Origin of the sequence: Paenibacillus sp. JJ-223, assembly GCF_927798175.1 — a bacterium.
Classification (GTDB): domain Bacteria; phylum Bacillota; class Bacilli; order Paenibacillales; family Paenibacillaceae; genus Paenibacillus; species Paenibacillus hubeiensis.
Map to the genome: position 1 here is coordinate 132,282 of NZ_CAKMMP010000013.1, position 17,412 is coordinate 149,693.

General features: G+C 52.9%; 11 protein-coding genes. 10 read left to right on the top strand and 1 reads right to left on the bottom strand.

Annotated features, from left to right (window positions below; all coding sequences use genetic code 11):
- Nucleotides 1-85: 85 nt before the first annotated feature.
- The gene (locus L6H98_RS21885; RefSeq protein WP_236419470.1) at nucleotides 86-610 is read left to right on the top strand and encodes a hypothetical protein; all 525 of its coding nucleotides are present in this window, start codon (nucleotides 86-88) and stop codon (nucleotides 608-610) included.
- A gap of 80 nt (nucleotides 611-690) precedes the next feature.
- On the opposite strand, the gene L6H98_RS21890 is transcribed toward L6H98_RS21885, so the two are convergent.
- Complete coding sequence (locus tag L6H98_RS21890; RefSeq protein ID WP_236419472.1) at nucleotides 691-1,815, bottom strand: diguanylate cyclase; 1,125 nt, start codon at nucleotides 1,813-1,815, stop codon at nucleotides 691-693.
- Nucleotides 1,816-2,040: 225 nt separating this feature from the next.
- On the opposite strand from L6H98_RS21890, the gene L6H98_RS21895 reads away from it, so the two are divergent.
- From L6H98_RS21895 to L6H98_RS21935, 9 genes are all read left to right on the top strand, one after another.
- Nucleotides 2,041-8,754 carry a hypothetical protein gene (locus L6H98_RS21895; protein WP_236419474.1) on the top strand — a complete coding sequence of 2,238 codons (6,714 nt, stop codon included), beginning with the start codon at nucleotides 2,041-2,043 and terminating at the stop codon, nucleotides 8,752-8,754.
- Nucleotides 8,751-10,442: a DUF11 domain-containing protein gene (locus tag L6H98_RS21900; RefSeq protein WP_236419476.1), complete on the top strand. Its 1,692-nt coding sequence runs from the start codon at nucleotides 8,751-8,753 to the stop codon at nucleotides 10,440-10,442. Before L6H98_RS21895 ends, L6H98_RS21900 begins: the two co-directional genes overlap by 4 nt.
- A gap of 142 nt (nucleotides 10,443-10,584) precedes the next feature.
- On the top strand, nucleotides 10,585-10,851 hold the full coding sequence (locus L6H98_RS21905; RefSeq protein ID WP_236419478.1) for a YolD-like family protein: 267 nt from the start codon (nucleotides 10,585-10,587) through the stop codon (nucleotides 10,849-10,851).
- A gap of 117 nt (nucleotides 10,852-10,968) precedes the next feature.
- Nucleotides 10,969-11,088, top strand: coding sequence for a YjcZ family sporulation protein (locus tag L6H98_RS21910; RefSeq protein WP_236419480.1), 120 nt, complete (start codon nucleotides 10,969-10,971; stop codon nucleotides 11,086-11,088).
- Nucleotides 11,089-11,433: 345 nt separating this feature from the next.
- The gene (locus tag L6H98_RS21915; protein WP_236419482.1) at nucleotides 11,434-12,498 is read left to right on the top strand and encodes a LacI family DNA-binding transcriptional regulator; all 1,065 of its coding nucleotides are present in this window, start codon (nucleotides 11,434-11,436) and stop codon (nucleotides 12,496-12,498) included.
- Between the two features lie 306 nt (nucleotides 12,499-12,804).
- Complete coding sequence (locus L6H98_RS21920) at nucleotides 12,805-13,722, top strand: ABC transporter permease subunit (RefSeq protein WP_236419640.1); 918 nt, start codon at nucleotides 12,805-12,807, stop codon at nucleotides 13,720-13,722.
- Nucleotides 13,723-13,749: 27 nt separating this feature from the next.
- Nucleotides 13,750-14,661: a carbohydrate ABC transporter permease gene (locus L6H98_RS21925; RefSeq protein ID WP_236419484.1), complete on the top strand. Its 912-nt coding sequence runs from the start codon at nucleotides 13,750-13,752 to the stop codon at nucleotides 14,659-14,661.
- A 72-nt stretch (nucleotides 14,662-14,733) separates the two neighbouring features.
- Nucleotides 14,734-16,308 carry an ABC transporter substrate-binding protein gene (locus L6H98_RS21930; RefSeq protein ID WP_236419486.1) on the top strand — a complete coding sequence of 525 codons (1,575 nt, stop codon included), beginning with the start codon at nucleotides 14,734-14,736 and terminating at the stop codon, nucleotides 16,306-16,308.
- Between the two features lie 335 nt (nucleotides 16,309-16,643).
- Nucleotides 16,644-17,147 (top strand): ferritin, encoded by a 504-nt coding sequence (locus tag L6H98_RS21935; RefSeq protein ID WP_236419488.1) that lies wholly within the window; start codon nucleotides 16,644-16,646, stop codon nucleotides 17,145-17,147.
- Nucleotides 17,148-17,412: the final 265 nt, after the last annotated feature.

Below are 17,412 nucleotides of genomic sequence, written 5' to 3' on the forward strand. Positions count from 1 at the left end.
TTACTTCGGATTTGCATGCGGAGGATCGAGCATAATAAAATCAGGGGAAGATGGAAATATGTTCAGCAAAGGAGGAAAGGGGAACATGACAAGCACGTACAAGACGGTTCCTTTCGGTTATGAACCGCCCCCGGCCAGCCGGAAAGGCACGCTGGTGTTTTACGACTCGTTTGAACACATCACCGATGAACAGTTGGAGCGGGCCGCACAACTCGCCGAATCGCGTTCGTTCCAGCAGCTGGTGCTGTATCCGCTGCATGAAAGCACCGTTAAACGATGGAGCAAGGAAGAAGTGCGGCCGTATTACAAAAGGGAAGATCGGCTTCACGGCTGGAGAGTTGAGCATAATGACTCCAGCATCAAAGTGGAGGGCCTCGAAGGCAAGCGGAAAAAATATACGCCTATGGATACGGCATTGCGCCATCTGACGGATCTGTATCCTGCGCCGATCTTTTTGATATTAACCACAGACATGGCCAATCGTTTTGCGTCATTTGATTCATTTGAGGAATGGATCAAGCGGCTGCGCATCATCATCGACGGCTCTCCCGAAACGGTTCATCCGCGGCTGGAGCAGTTTCGGAACCGATGGGAATGGGCGGAACCATAATCGGGAAGAGATTCAAAACAAAAAGTTGTGCTGCACACCGTTATTACGGCGAGCATCACAACTTTTTTTGGTGAAACCATTTATGCGCTTTCCAGCGAAGTAACGGTTTTGTTCTTTCCCGTCCGCTTGGCGATGTAAAGGCAGGCATCAACCTCCTCGAACAGCTTGTCCTTGGTTAATTGATGATTATAGCTTTGCAGTCCGGCGCTAACTGTGACGTAAGCTCCTCCGAGTTCCGCGAGAACCATTCTGGCCACGCCCTTGCGGATTTTCTCGATGACCGCATAGGCCTGTTCGAACGATTGCTCAAACATCAGAACCGCAAATTCCTCGCCGCCGTACCGGGCAGCAATATCGCTGGAGGTGATTTGTTCCTGAATAACCAGCGATACCTTCTCCAAAATGATGTCGCCGACGCGATGGCCATATGTATCATTGATGGATTTGAAATTATCGATATCGATCAGTGCGAGATGAAGACTCATGCCATCGTTGGCATATTCATATGCTTTTTCGAAATAATCTTTGAAAGAACTTTGATTGTACAGCTTGGTCAATCCGTCCGTCTTGGATTGTTTGGCCATGATGGCATTTCTTACGATCAGTTCCTGCTTGGCGAGCATGCTTTGCCTGAGGTCTTCCAGCACCTCCATTTGACTGGTCACGATCAGTTGGGCCACGTAGGTGCCGATGATGAGGAAGGCAGGTATCGAAACCATGTCAAACGACGAGAGGTACGCTCTGTATCCCGGGTCGAACAACACGATAATGTATCCTGTCAATTGCATGAGAAAAGTTGTCCAGACTCGTTTCTTGCTCAGAAAAAGGACGGAGGAGAGGATCGGCAGCAAACAGATCGCCAAAATAATCCGAATGTCATAATTGACGCGAATAATGGTCCAGGCGACCACCGTGCCGGCGACAGTCATTGCGTAGAACGAAAAGGTTAGCGTTTTGAAACGCCGATTGACCCAGGCGGCCAGCAGATTGGATATACCACCCGCAAGGGTGGGCCATATCAGCACATTAAGGATGAAATCTTCGGGTGTGCGATCATAGACCATGAACAGATAACATGCTACCTGGATTACCGCATGGCTAATGACGACTACCCAGTAGGAACGCAACATCCTTTTGATCCAAATGGCATGTTTGAATTCGTACTCCGCGGGTATGCGGCTGTTACGCGTATTGGGTTTTCTCAATATATCACCGCTGACTGCATCATAATGATACGACAGAATGGACTCTCGTATAGAGTAATTATAAAGCACAACCGAAGAAACGCAAATGATTATATTTCTTCGTTCGAAGATCGATCAGGGAGACAATTCTCCACGTTCTCATAAAGGACAGACAAAAATCATGATTACCGTCATAACCTAAGATGTAGGCTCCAAGACATGATGATTCCAATTAGATGAAGGGGGGTGGATTCAATTCCTCTTATCGTCCGTTCAACAGTCAATGCAACAGGAGCGATTACATTTACGGGAAATACCCTTGGTCTAAGCCGGTCCGATACGGTTGCGGTTCCAGGTACCCAGGATAGCATCGGCGCGTTTACGACCGTGAATACCAGTTTAACCTATGGCACCTATCCGGCAGGCACGACAAGCCAGTACCAGAGCAACAGCTCTTCCGCAACCCTTGTCCTCCCCGCAGGCAGCACGGTGCTGTACGCCGAGCTCATCTGGGGCGGAAGTTACATTAACGGAACGATCAATCTTAGCGCATTCATCAACAACCCCGTCACCTTCACGACCCCTGCAGGCACAAGCAGCGTCACTCCGGACCCAGCCACGTACAATCAGTTTGATCTTGGAAACGGCGCCTCCGGCTATGTGCGTTCCGCCAACGTAACGACGCTGGTTCAGAATGGCGGGGCGGGTACATATACGACAGGTGGGGTCGTAGGTACGATCGTCGTTGCAAACGATCCGACGGCCAACCATGCCGGCTGGACGCTTGGCGTCATTTACCAGAATCCGAATCTGCCCTTCCGCAATATGTCATTGCGAGCCGGGGGAGTACTGGTTCAATCCACTTCCGCACCTGTAGTAACGACCATTACCGGATTTGCAACGCCCATATCCGGGGCGTTGGGCGGAAGAGCCTTGTTTAGCGCACAGGAGGGGGATGCGAACCGAACGGGAGATCAGGCACTGTTCGGTCCGACATCGGCGACTTCCGTTGCTTTGTCAGGTCCTAATAACTTTGCCAACAACTTTTTCGCTTCTCAGATAAATGGGGATACGGGAGCTTTAAACACAACAGGAACGTTCGGAACGAGAAACCAAACCAATGGTGCGCCGGGCACCAATATCATCGGAGGCCGGCAGGGCTGGGACATTACGAATGTGGATGTGTCTGCCCGGCTGGTCAATAACCAGTCGACCGCAGTCCTGACGCTGACCACGTCCGGGGATGCTTACATCGTCAACGGTAACGCCATCCAAGTGGACATCAACGCACCGAGGATCACGCTTTCGAAATCTACGACAGCGACGGGTGCGGCGGCCGGAGACAGCATACTGTACACCGTGACGGTCAACAACTCGGGAACGGCCAATGCGGCCAGCGTTGTTTTGTCGGATTCGCTTCCTTCCGGACTCACCTTTATCCCTGGAAGCGTTACTGTTGCGGGGGTATCTCGACCGACGTATGACATCAACGCGGGGGTTCCGCTCGGTTCCCTGAATCTGTCCGGCAGCATCGTAGTCACGTATCGCGCGCAAATTGCTTCGGATTCCAGCATCTTGCAGCTGGTGAACACCGCGAACGCGGCCTTCACGTTTCAGAGCGTTGCCGGGGGATCCATCATCACAGGGGTGATCCCGTCCAATGCCAATACGCTTACGGTGTATTCTCCTAACTTGGCGCTGATTAAATCAGCAAACACCACCAACGCAACGGTGGGAGACCAAGTCACTTATACCATCCAGGTCAACAATGCCGGGAATACGGCTGCAACGGTGACCCTGACCGACAATATTCCTAGCGGGAGCTCATACGTCGCGGGAAGTTTTCGCGTCAACGGGACGGTCGTCCCGGGAGCCAATCCCGCGACGGGCGTTAATATCGGCAGCGTTGCGGCCGGAACGACGAGCACGGTGACGTTTCAGGTTCTGGTCACTTCCCTTCCCGCACCGCCCACGCTTACGGATCGGGCAACGGCCGCTTATTCATTCACTACACCGGATAGCCGCACCATAACAGGCTCCGTTTCTTCCAATACAATTACCATTCCAGTAGCGTTGCCGAATGTAACTGTGAGCAAAACGGCGACAGAGACCGATGTAGCGGTAGGAGAGACGTTTACGTATAACCTGAGCGTATCCAACGCCGGCATTCAGACCATCAACAATGCAATCCTGACAGACAGTCTACCTTCCGGCGCTGCGTTTGTTGCAGGCAGCGTCGTGGTGAGGGGGATTGCAGCTCCTTCGGCCAATCCAGGCAGCGGCATTTCGCTCGGAACCATTGCTGCCGGTGCTTCAGTCGCCGTTTCCTTTCAGGTTGCCGTACAATCGTTGCCTGCTTCGGGCTCGCTATCGAACCAGGCTTCGGTGTCCTATAGCTCTGGCGCGTTCTCCGGAATTTCAAATTCGAATACGGTAAGCACTCCGGTCTATCAGCCGGTCATCAATGTAGCCAAGTCTGCAAATGAAACAAATGCCACATTGGGCGATCAGATTCAGTATACCTTCGTTGTTACCAATAGGGGCAATATCGCAGCGCAAGTTACCGTGACGGATACGATTCCCTCCGGGACGTCGTTCATTACCGATTCGGTGACGGTCAACGGGACGGCCCGTCCGGGCAGTTCGCCGCTTACAGGAATATCTTTAGGGATCGTAAACCCGGGCTCGACGTTTACGGTTACTTTCCGGACGTCGCTTACGTCGATTCCCGAACCGCCGATCCTGCGCGACCAAGGGACGGCCGATTACACGTATCAACTCCCAAGCGGCAGAAATTTATCGGGCAGCGCCGTTTCCAACACCGTTGTCATTCCTGCTTCTGCGCCGAACGTTACGATTGCCAAAACGGTAAATGCCGCAGATGCCACTGTAGGTGATGCACTTACGTATACGGTTAACGTTACGAATGCAGGCTCCGGCGCAGTCCAAAACGTCATCCTATCGGATGTGCTGTCAGAAGGCCTTCAGTTCATTTCGGGCACGGTGACCGTCAATGGGGCATCGGTAAGCGCCGCCAATCCGATATCCGGCATTACGCTAGGCACCTTGCCCCCTCCAGCCCAGACTACGGTAACGTATCAAGCCAGGGTTACGTCTGTGCCCGGTACAGGAAACGTTAGCAATCGCGCCAGCGCCGCGTTCACTTCGGGCAGTTTCAACGGTACGTCGTCGTCGGTCGTCGTCACCACGCCCGTGTATCAGCCTGTCATTACGTTGGCCAAGTCGGCGAGCACCACGAATCTGACCGTAGGAGATACGTTCAACTATGCGATCCAGGTCAGCAATACGGGGAACATCGCTGCTAACGTCACGTTGAATGATCCTGTTCCCGCCGGAGCGATCTTCAACACGAACAGCGTGATCATAAATGGCGTTCCGACACCCGGCGTCAGCCCGAACACGGGAATCCAGGTTGGAGCTGTTACGCCGGGAGCAAACGTAACGGTCACTTTCGTGGCAACGGTAACGAGCCTTCCGGCTGCTCGCCAGTTGGTGAATCAGGCTGCGGCAGGATTTAATTACACATTGCCGAGCGGCAGGACTGCTGCAGGAAACGCTATCTCCAATACAGTAACGACCCCTGTATCGTTGCCGGACGTATCGGTCCTCAAAAGCGTTAATGTGAGCAATGCGGTAACCGGTGACGTCATAACGTACACATCGGTGATTCGCAATAACGGAGCAGCGGGAATCGGCAGCGTTGTGCTCGCCGACCCACTGCCAGCGAATGCTACGTTCGTATCCGGGAGCGTCATTGTGAACGGGGTTTCAATCCCGCAATCCAATCCGTCCGCCGGCATTCCAATCGGTACGTTGGCCTCAGGAGCCACGGCTACCGTAACTTTCGAGGTGAGGATAACTATGCCCGTTCCTTCACAGATCAACAACCAATCGACGGTAAGTTTCACGTCCGGCGTATTTTCCGGAACGTCGTCGTCCAACACAACGACGACCCCGGTCATTCAACCCCAGATTTCGCTTGCCAAGACGGCAAACACGAACAACGCTACTGTTGGAGATACGGTTGTCTTCACGGTAAACGTCAGCAACAGCGGAAATTTGGCGGCCAATCTTACATTGACGGATGCTATTCCTTCCGTAACCACGTTTGTGCCCAACAGCGTCGTTGTGGCAGGGACGCCATTGCCAGGGGTATCGCCGGTAACCGGCATTCCTGTTGGAACGGTGGCGGCCGGCGCCACGGTGGTGGTGACCTTCGCTGTCGTGGTGGATTCGCTGCCTTCTCCGCAGCAGATCAGCAATCAGGCCACGTCCACGTATACATTCACCCCGCCGGACGGGCGGACGCTGACGGGTACGGCTACGTCCAACACGGTGACGTTCCCGGTATCGTCCCCGAACGTTGCCGTGGTGAAGAGTACGGCCTCGACGGCTGCCGCGATCGGCGACACGGTCACGTATTCCATCGTTGTGACGAACAGCGGCATCGCGCCGATCAACAACATTCAACTTTCCGACCCCGCCCCTGCAGGCTCGTCTTTTGTCGCAGGGTCCGTGACGGTCAACGGAACGCCTCAGCCTTCGGCGAATCCGATCGGCGGCATCGCACTTGGATCGCTGGCTCCGGGAGCTTCAACGACGGTTACCTTCAGCATCACGGTCGATGCCATTCCGCCGAACGGCCAGCTGAGCAACCGTTCTTCCGTGACGTTTACGTCAGGAGCCTTCTCGGGATCTGCCTTCTCGAATACGCTCATTACGCCAGTTTTCCAGCCGATTCTTACGGCGCAGAAACGTGCCAGCACAAACCATGCAACGGTAGGTGATACCGTCAGCTATACCATTACCGTAAACAATCAGGGGAACTTTCCAGGCACGATTACGGTAACGGATAATTTGCCGGCCGGCACAACGCTTGTACCCAACAGCGTCATCGTGAACGGCCAACCGCAGCCGGCAGCCGATCCAAGTACAGGCATTCCGGCAGGAAGCGTTGCCGCCGGAGCCGCGACGACCGTGACGTTTTCCGTCGTCATTGTTTCATTGCCAACGCCGCAGCAGCTGGTCAACCAAGCAAACGTAGCCTATTCGTTCACGCTGCCGGACGGAAGAACGTTGACGGGAAGCGTGCAGTCCAATACGTTAACCATTCCCGTATCGGCCCCTGACGTCGACGTCGTCAAATCGACGTCCTCCACGGCCGCATCTATCGGCGATACGGTCGCCTACACCGTCACTGTCACGAATAACGGGATCGCCGCCGTCAACAACGTGGTTTTTACTGATGCGCTTCCGCAAGGCACATCCCTCGTGCCCGGCAGTGTATTCGTCGATGGCGTTCAGCGTCCAGGCGCGAATCCTTCGACGGGAATTATCCTGAATTCCATTGCAGCTGGAGCCACCGTCACCGTTGCCTTTAGTGTTAACGTCAATGCGCTTCCGCCTACGGCAACCATCAGCAATCAGTCGTCGGTCAGCTTTACATCGGGTTCATTCTCCGCTACCGCGTTTTCCAATACGGTCACCACGCCGGTATACCAGCCTATCTTATCGGCAGCCAAAAGCGCGAATCAAACGCTCGCCACGGTGGGAGACACGATCGTTTATACGATCCTGATCTCCAATGCCGGGAATTATGGTGCTTCCGTTACGTTGACCGATACCATTCCGGCGGGCACGGAACTGGTCCCGAACAGCGTCATCGTGAACGGGGCTCCCGTTCCCGGGGCCGATCCGGCATCGGGTATACCGCTTGGCACGGTAACCACCTCCGCTACCGTGACGTTCTCGGTGGTCATCGTCTCTTTGCCGTTAGACCAGCAGCTGGCAAACCAGGCGACGGCGACGTTTACGTATACGCTGCCGGATGGACGGACATTGGGCGGCACGATCTCGTCCAATACACTGCTCATCCCGGTGTCTGCACCGGATGTCGAGATTGTCAAAACGACGGCTTCTACGGATGCGGTGGTCGGGGACACGATTGTGTATCAAACGGTGGTCACGAACAACGGCATCGAGAATGTGGATAATGTGGTGCTGACGGATCCGATCGATCCGTCCACCAGCTTTGTCGCCGGAAGCGTGCAGGTGGACGGAGTCCTGCGGCCTGAGGCCAATCCGGCCCTGGGTATCGCGCTTGGCACGATTGCTCCCGGCGCTTCGGTTACCGTATCTTATGCGGTCAGAGTTAATGCGCTTCCGACCCCGCCGCAAGTCAGCAGCCAGTCGGCAGTCAGCTTTACTTCCGGCGCGTTTTCGGGAACGGCGTATTCCAATACGGTGATCACGCCGATTTACCAGCCCATCGTTGCAGTAACCAAAACAGCCAACACCTCGAACGCCACCATCGGCGATACCATCGTATACTCGTTCACCATCACGAACACGGGCAATTTGCCTGTTCAGCTCACGTTAACCGACTCCATTCCGGACGGGGCCGTGCTGGTGCCGAACAGCGTTCTGGTCGACGGCGTTCCGCAGCCGGGAGCAGATCCGAATACGGGCATCGTCGTGGGTACCATTCCGGCAGGAGGTACAGTCAACGTCACCGTCACGCTTCAGGTTACGGTGGATACGCTGCCTCAGAACCAGCAGCTGACCAATCAGGCGGTAGCCAGCTACACGTATAGTCCGCCGGATGGCCGTCAACTCACGGGTACGGTATCTTCCAACGTGCTTGTCATTCCGGTATCCGCTCCGAACGTGGTTGTCAGCAAAAGCACAAGCGCCGTAGACGCCGTCGTGGGGGATGTCATTACGTATACGATAACCGTAACGAACAGCGGAATCGAAGCCGTCAACAATGTGGTCATGGTCGATCCGATACCTGCGGGAGCGGTGTTCGTGGCAGGCAGCGTAACGGTTGACGGTACGCCTCGTCCGACAGGCAATCCGGACACCGGCATCACGCTCGGCACGATTCAGCCAGGCGCATCCGTAACGGTTACCTTCCAGGTCCGGGTTGTTGTCATATGAGTCCGGAATCCAGATCGTTGTCCTTTAATCTGCAGAACCGCTCGCTCGTTCGTTTCAACACGGATGTGGACGATCCGGAGCAAATTTCGTATTCCAATACCGTGGTTACGCCTTGGATCGGTCCCAAATTGATGATCCGCAAACGGTGCAACTTGTTCAAGGCTGCTCTAGGTCAAACGTTGATCTATGACATCGAGATCGAGAACGAAGGCAATCTTGATGCGAGGGTGCGGGTCATTGACCCGCTGGCCCCGAGTATCGCGTTCCTTCCCAATTCGGTATTGCGGGACGGGGTGCCGCTTCCCGGCGCGTCGCCGGCGGAAGGACTCCCATGGGTGGAGATCGCTGCAGGGGCGCTGCTGCGGCTCCATTTCCAGGCGATCATTGTGGCTGTTCCCCCCGACTTGAAGCTGGTTAACCAGGCACAGGTGCAGTATGTCTTTTTGACGCCGGAGGGCAGGGAAGGCACGGGGGAGGAATACTCCAACACCGTCGAGGTCATGTTGGTTTCGGCAAAATTGCTGATTGCGCTGCAGGTGGACCGCGCCCAAACATTTGTCGGCGATATCGTGAAGTACAGTGTTTCGGTGCGAAATCCCGGATTTGTAGCCGCACAGCAGGCAAAGGCAATCGTTTCGTTGGCGCAAGGATTGTCTTTCATTCCGGGGAGTGTCGTGATCGATGACATGTTCGCGCCCGAGGTGACACCTGATGGCGGGATCGATCTCGGGGAAGTGCTGCCTGAGGCCGCCGTCATCATTCAATTCCGCGTGCAGGTTACCGGGGCCGGAACGGATGGGAAACTTAGTGCGCAAGCCATCCTTCACTATGCATCGGGTGGGGAAGCGGAAGCTTCGGATTCCAATGTGGCAGTGCTGCAGGTCGTGAACCCTCACATTTCGTTCAGCAAAAAGGCAACGCCGGCAATTGCCACCTTCGGGAGCAAAGTCCAATATGAGTTGATTGTATCCAATGAAGCTTCGCTCGCCGTAGATGCCTTTATCACCGACGCGCTTCCGCCCGGCATGATTTATGCGGAGGGAAGCACTCGCTTAAATGGCGTGAGACGTCCAGGGCTCGACCCGGGAAGAGGCATACATCTGGGCACGCTCACCGCCCGTTCCAACGTGCATGTGGAATTCGAGGCACGGATTGCGGCTGAGCGTCAAAATCCGATTCCGTTCGAGCTGAGCAATCAGGCTCGATTGAATTATACGTTTCGTTTGCCCGATTCCCGTTCCGTTCGCCGGCTGCTAACCTCCAACGAAGCCGTGGTTGAGCTGAAGGGACCGATCATTGGCGTTCATGTGGACGTAGTGCCTGATTTGGTTGAACTGGGAGGAATCGTAACCTTCCATGTAGGTGTGGCTAACCGAGGCAATGTGGCTGCCCGCGTGCAATTGTTCGACTTTCTTCCGCCGGAATCGACCTGGCGCCTTGAACTTGGTCCTAACGAAGGAGGCAGTCCACCCAAACATGTTGCGCCCAAATTTCTGCATGTGGGCGAAGTGCAGCCGGGTTCCGAACGACGCATCAGCTACAAAGTCCAGATGTCTGCCCGTACGCAGCCGGGCTTGGTGCAGGGCGTGCTGCTCGGAGCCTACACCTACGAATGGAACGGGGAGCGGCATGCAGGAGAGGAAACGTCCAATGCGTATTCCATACAGATCGAAGACATGGATGAGTAATCGGTAGGTTTGCATGGGAAATTTGGGAAAAAGTTCATCTCAGCATTACAAGAATCGGGAATGAATGGTATACTTGTACCATATGTCCTCGGCATGTCATTGCAGATCGGGACGTCTGAATAGCTCTAGAGGAGGCTGCATATTGGCAAAAGCAAAAGTGGCAAAAAGACCTACCCGCGATGAATTCGAACTTGAGGAACTGGGCAATCAACTGGTGGAAGCCTTTCGTGAACGGTCGGTCGTGGTGTTAACGGTGTGGGGAAAGGAAGAACAGCTGCAGGGCGTCATCGTTAAACTGGACTCGCGCACAAGGCTCGTGCATGTGGAAGACTTGGAAGAAGAGTTCATGCCGAAGGTGGCCAAAGTCCCTTTCCTTGACATCATGCGTGTGGACTATCCACGGTATTGAAACGACATTTATTTGAACGAATTCCAAACATCTTTTGAACAAATAGGGCATCCGCCCTGTCAACGGTATCTCTCCTGCATATGATAACCCATACCTGTTGCAGAGGAGGTACGTTGAATGAGCGAAGTATTGAGCGGAGACACAAGAGGCTACGGCTATGGTGGTTTCACTTCCGTCGGAGCGATTCTGGTTCTTTTCATCCTGCTGGTCATCATCACCAAAGCGTTCTTGGTATAACGGCCTGTAAACGTAGATGAGGAAGCTGTTACGCCTTGCCGAATTTGTCGAATAAAGCATTAAGGAAAGCGGTGTTCGGGAGAAATGTCCCGGCATCGCTTTTTCTCGTTCACAATAAGCAGAATAGGGTAGAATTTACGAACGAATAGTCTTTTTTTGTTATAATATGGTATGGGAGCGCGAGAAAGGAGATATCACCGCAGATGGACGATTCATTGAAAATGCACATTGCGCCCCGCAAAATGAAAGCGTATAATAACTCACAATCTCAGCATTGAAAGCCGTTACATAACCCTGTTGAAGACGTCGTCATGCAGGGAATCCATGAAGGAATGAGGAGTACGAATGCGGCCGGTTACTGTATACGATATTGCAAGAGAAGCCAACGTTTCTGTTGCCACGGTGTCCCGGGTGCTGAACAATACCGCTCCCGTCAAGAAGGAGACGCGCGAAAAAATCGACGCGTTGATCCGAAAACACCAGTTTCAGCCCAATGCGCTGGCACGCAGCCTGCTCCGAAAGGAAACGGGAACGATCGGGTTTATCCTGCCGGACATTACGAACCCTTTTTTTCCGGAAGTCCTGGCGGGATTTGATCGGGAAGCAGGCAAGATGGGGTACACGTTCTTTTTGTGCGATACGATGTCCTCGGATCGGGAAAGTCATTTGCAATACGAACGCGAGTCACGATACCTTAATCTGCTGATGGAAAAACAGGTCGACGGCATTGTCATCATTGGAGGACGGGTGGACCTGGCGAAGCCGGGCCAGACCCTCGTCGACGAAATCCAGGAGGCGGCCAAGCGGGTTCCGGTATTGCTGTTGAACGGCTCGCTTCCCAAAACCAAACTTCCACGGGTGGCCGTAGACCAGAAACGGGGCATGGAGCTGGCCGTTCAGCATTTGATCGACCTGGGGCACAAGGATATTGCCTTGATCGGCGGTTTTGAACAGATGAGCAATACCCAGCAGCGGCTGCAAGGATTTCGTTCAGCGATGAAGCAGGCCAATCTTCACATCCGGAAGGAGTGGATTCTGGTCGGCGGATTTTCGGTCGAACGCGGTCTGGAATTAACCCAAAGGCTGCTGCAGAGGGCCGAGCGTCCCACGGCCATTGTCTGCTTGAACGACCTGATCGCCATCGGGGCGCTCAAAGCCGCCCACCAGCAAGGAATCGCCGTTCCTCACGAGCTGTCGATCGTGGGGTATGACGACATTCCGCTTGCTTCGTACAGTATCCCCGAATTGACGTCGGTTTCATTGCGTTCCCAAGAGCTGGGGCGCCAAGCTGCGCATACGCTTGACCGCCTGATTTCCGGCAAAAAGGTGCCGCAGCTGCAGACGATCCTGCCAGAGCTTATAGTCAGGCAATCGACCGCACCATTTACAGGAGCGGGAAATAAAACTTGAATAAAAGTGATTGACAACGGACGCGTGAGGGCTTATTCTCATTTCAAGAAAGCCCTTACATTTTTGACCTCGAGTGAAACCCGTTTCATAAATGGGTGTGGTTTTTGGACGAAATCCGGCAGAGGTTACCTCATTCACTCATTCATTTCCAACGCTGCGCAGACCGAATGATCTTCCTGTTGGCATTGTTGATCCGCCCATTCATGAAATCGGTTTCATTTGTGGTTGCCGTGCAATTACAGAAGGAGGGGAATGCGATTGTCCACAGTATCGGAAAGGGAAATAGGGGTTAGCCGGGAAAGCGTAATGCAGCGACGTTGGAAAAAATGGAGAAACAACCGGACGCTGCTGATCATGTGTTTGCCGGCGATTGTCTTTTTTATCATTTTTGCTTACCTCCCCATGCCGGGCATTTACTTGGCATTCGTCAAGTACAACTACACCGACGGCATCTTCAAGAGCCCGTTTGTCGGCTTGGAAAACTTTCGCTTCCTGGTGATGACCGGAGACCTCTGGCGATTAACGTTCAACACGATCGCGTACAATCTGGCATTTATCCTGCTCGGAAACGTGCTTCAAATTTTTTTGGCGGTCTTGCTCAATGAACTCCGTTCAAAGTGGTTCAAAAAAGTTTCCCAAACGATCATGTTTCTGCCCCATTTCGTGTCTGCCGTATTGATCGGCCTCATCGCGTACAACATTCTGAGTTATGACTATGGTCTGCTGAACTCCTTGCTTCGCACGCTTGGTTTCGAACCGTTCAAAGCATATTCAAGCCCTGAAGCCTGGCCGTTCATCATCGTACTGACGTATCTCTGGCAATCGACGGGTTATGGTTCCATCGTATACTTCGCGGCGATCATGGGACTTGACAACGAAATTGTGGAGGCTGCCGAAATCGATGGCGCCAACGCTTTCCAACGCATTCGATACATCATCCTTCCTTGGTTAAAACCAACATTCATCATTCTGCTGCTGTTCTCGCTTGGAGGTATCCTGAAAGGCAACTTCGGCCTGATCTATAACTTGGTCGGCGCGAACAACACCGCGCTGTACGCAACGACGGACATCATCGAAACCTACGTATTCCGTTCACTCATGACCAACTTTAACTTCTCGATGGGCAGCGCGGTCAGCCTGTACCAGTCGTTGTTTGGATTCTTCATCGTCCTGGGCGCCAATTGGCTGGTCAAGAAGCTGTCCCCGGAAAATTCCTTGTTTTAAATCGATGGGAGAGAGGAGCGTTGTTTCATGGATGAACAGTTCGAGCATGATCGCCTGCGGTCGGATCGCAGCAGTATCTTCCTTCGTTGGTTCAGCTATATTTTCATCGGAGCGTTTGCCCTGTTATGTCTGTTCCCGTTTTTGCTGGTCATAGGGACGTCCTTCACTTCCGAGAATGCGATCAAACAATTCGGGTTTAACATCTGGCCGAAAGAATTCAGCCTGTTTGCCTACAAAATCATTTTCGAGAACCCTAATTTGATTATCGGCTCTTATCTGGTCACGATCGGAATTACGGTGGTCGGTACGGTGATCGGTCTGCTGATTGTATCCATGACGGGATACGCGCTTCAGCGTCCGGATTTTCAATACCGCAACAAAATTTCGTTTTTTATTTACTTCACGACCCTGTTCTCCGGCGGATTGGTTCCGTTCTACCTGCTTATCACTCAATACCTGCATCTAAAGGATAACTATCTTGCCGTGCTTCTTCCCGGCTTGCTCAGCCCGTTCCTGATCATTATGATGAAAAGTTTCGTGCGTTCCATTCCCCATGCCATCACGGAATCCGCGAAAATCGACGGGGCAGGCGATTTCACCATTTTCGTCAAATTGATCCTGCCCATGGCAACGCCTGCGCTTGCCACCATCGGATTGTTCATTGCGCTCGGCTACTGGAACGAATGGTACAATTCGATGCTGTTCCTGTCGGCGGACATGAAATACCGCCCATTGCAGCTTTTCCTGTACAACGTGGTCACAAGCGCCGATTTTGTACGCAACTCCGCAGCGGCCTCCAACGTGCAGCTTCGCGACGTTCCGCTCGAATCGATGAAAATGGCCGTAGCCGTCGTGGCGACGGGACCGGTCATCCTGTTTTATCCTTTCGTTCAACGCTACTTTATTAAAGGCATTACAGTGGGAGCGGTGAAAGGCTGATGCATCGCAGCCGGCAGTCGCCTTGCTTATGCATAGGATTTTCAGGTCATCCATAATAAAGGGGGAGTTCAAATGGGTAAATCCAAAACGTTGTTATCCATCCTCATGGTTGCGGTGCTTTGCCTTCTGGCCGCGTGCGGAAGCAGCGGAACAAGCGACGGCGGGGGCGAGGGGGCTTCAGGTGGAGCCAAAACGTACAACGGGATCGATGTCTCCAAATTTGTGAAGATCAGTTATGTCGTTTTGGGCGATAAGCCGAAGAACGATCAGTTCGACAAGGTGCTCGCCGAAGTCAACAAACTCATGAAAGAGAAGATCAACGCCGAGCTGGAGTGGAAATGGGTGGAGTGGGCAGACTGGCAAACCAAATACAATCTGCTGCTCGCATCCGGCGAACCGGTTGACCTGATTACGATCGGCACAGACTGGCTGGATACATGGGCCAACGCGCAGCGCGGAGCCTTCATGAACCTGGACGAACTGCTGCCGACCTATGCGCCGATCACATGGAAAGAAGTAACTGAAGACCATTGGAACGAAAGCAAATATAACGGCAATATCGTGCTGATTCCGGAAGACCAGTACACGCAATGGGTTAACCATGGCTTTTTCTATCGCGGAGACTGGGCGAAGGAAGCAGGGTTGACGGAACCGATCAAAAACTGGGAAGAAATCGGCCAGTATTTGCAATACATCAAAGACAACAAACCTGATGTCATCCCTTGGGATATGGCTTCCGGCGCAATGACATGGGGCGGTTATGTCCAATCCTACACGGATAATCTGGAGCTTCCGATCTCGACGGGTTACATGCCGGTATTTACGGCCAAATCGGATGCCGAGAAATACACGGTAGCCGAGCCGGTATTCGACGATACGTTCCTGAATTATGCCAAACTGATGAAAGATTGGGCAGATCGCGGCTTCTGGCGCGAAGACGCGCTCAACAACAAAAACAACAACCGCGATGCGCTCAAAGCAGGGCTGTCCGGACTGGACCAGCATCATACCCAAACCTTCTCCGGCCTGCGCGTAGACATGGATAAAGCACAACCGGGTTCCGAGCTGCAAATGTTCCCCTTCAACCGTACGCGCGGCACCAACCTGATGGAGCTGTCGATCACCCATGGCGGTACGTCGGTCGGTTCCCACAGCAAAAATCCGGAACGGGCGCTGATGGCGTATGACCTTATTCGCAACGATGAGCAAATCTATCACCTGATCAACTACGGCATCGAAGGCGTGCAATATGAAATCAAGGACGGAAAACGCACTCGGCCGGAAGGCTATGACGAGACCCGCGACAATTTCTACTCCGACTTCTGGGGAGGACGGGTCGACAAATTCGAGATTCCAAGCGATACGACTTGGGATCAAATCGATACATTATACGACGAATACGACAAAATCAAAATTGCGTATCCGTATGGACAATTCGTATTTGACAAAACGCCGGTGGAAAGCGAATTGACGGCGATTTCACAGGTTGCAGGCGAGCTTGGACCGGCGATCAACTTCGGTAAAGTCACCGACCCCGAGCAGGCCGTGAACGAATTCCGCGAAAAGCTGAAGCTGGCGGGGTATGACAAGGTCAAAGCCGAGCTGCAAAAACAACTGGATGCCTACAAGGAAAAAATGGCGAAATAAGCATGCATGAAGCATTGCATAACGATTTCTTCAGCCTAACATCGATCGGAAGATGGTACTGCACACGTAGTGGCCTTGTGTGATTGATTAATGCGGTTTCTACAGATAACCAGAGAAACGGTTCCCGCGAATATGGAAGACTTGTCTTTCATGCCGCAAGGAAACCGTTTCTTTTGCTTTTGAAGGGCATGATTATTTATGCGGTCCCAATTGCCCAATATATGAATCCACGGTCATTCTCCATTGGCGAAATCCATATATAATCCATGTCCGCATGACAGCCGATATGATATGATGTAGCTATTATTACAGAAAGCATGAGGTGTATCTACAAAATGAGCAAAGAGTTGACGGATACTTTGATTGAGCAGATGAACTTTGAGTTTTATTCGGCCCATGTGTACATGGCGATGGCGGCTTATTGTTCCGGCGAAAGCCTGGACGGGTTTGCTAACTTTTTCCTCGTGCAAGCAGAGGAAGAACGTTTCCATGGCATGAAAATCTATAAATTCCTGAACGATCGCGGGCATCGTGCCACGTTTGCCGCACTGCCCGAACCGAAAAACGAGTATGCTTCCATGCTCGACGTGTTCGAACACGGTTATGCGCATGAGCAGCAAAATACGAAAAGATTTTACCACCTTGCCGATCTGGCGCTGAACGAGCGCGAGCATGCCACGATGTATTTCCTGAAATGGTTCATCGATGAGCAGGTGGAGGAAGAGGCATTGTTCGACAACATCATTCAAAAGCTGCGCCGCATCGAAAAAGACAGCAACGCATTTTACATGCTCGACGCGGAGTTTGCGCAGCGTTCGTTCACTGCGCCTGCGGAGTAATTTCGCGCCTGCAGACGGAAGGGCGCAGCGATCTTTTCCTTTGATAGGGGATCGGGTCGCATGATAGATAAACCGCAAAAAGATACACACGTTAACGGAGAGGCAGAACCAATCTGGAGAAGCGAAGCGTTCGCATTTATCACCGGACTTTCCCTTTGAAAAAGGGAATTTGAAAAAATCTGGGGATAACAGCGATTGGAAGATTGTACTCCACTCGCAGTGCCTTGTGTGATTGTTTAGTGCGGTTTATATAGATACATATGTA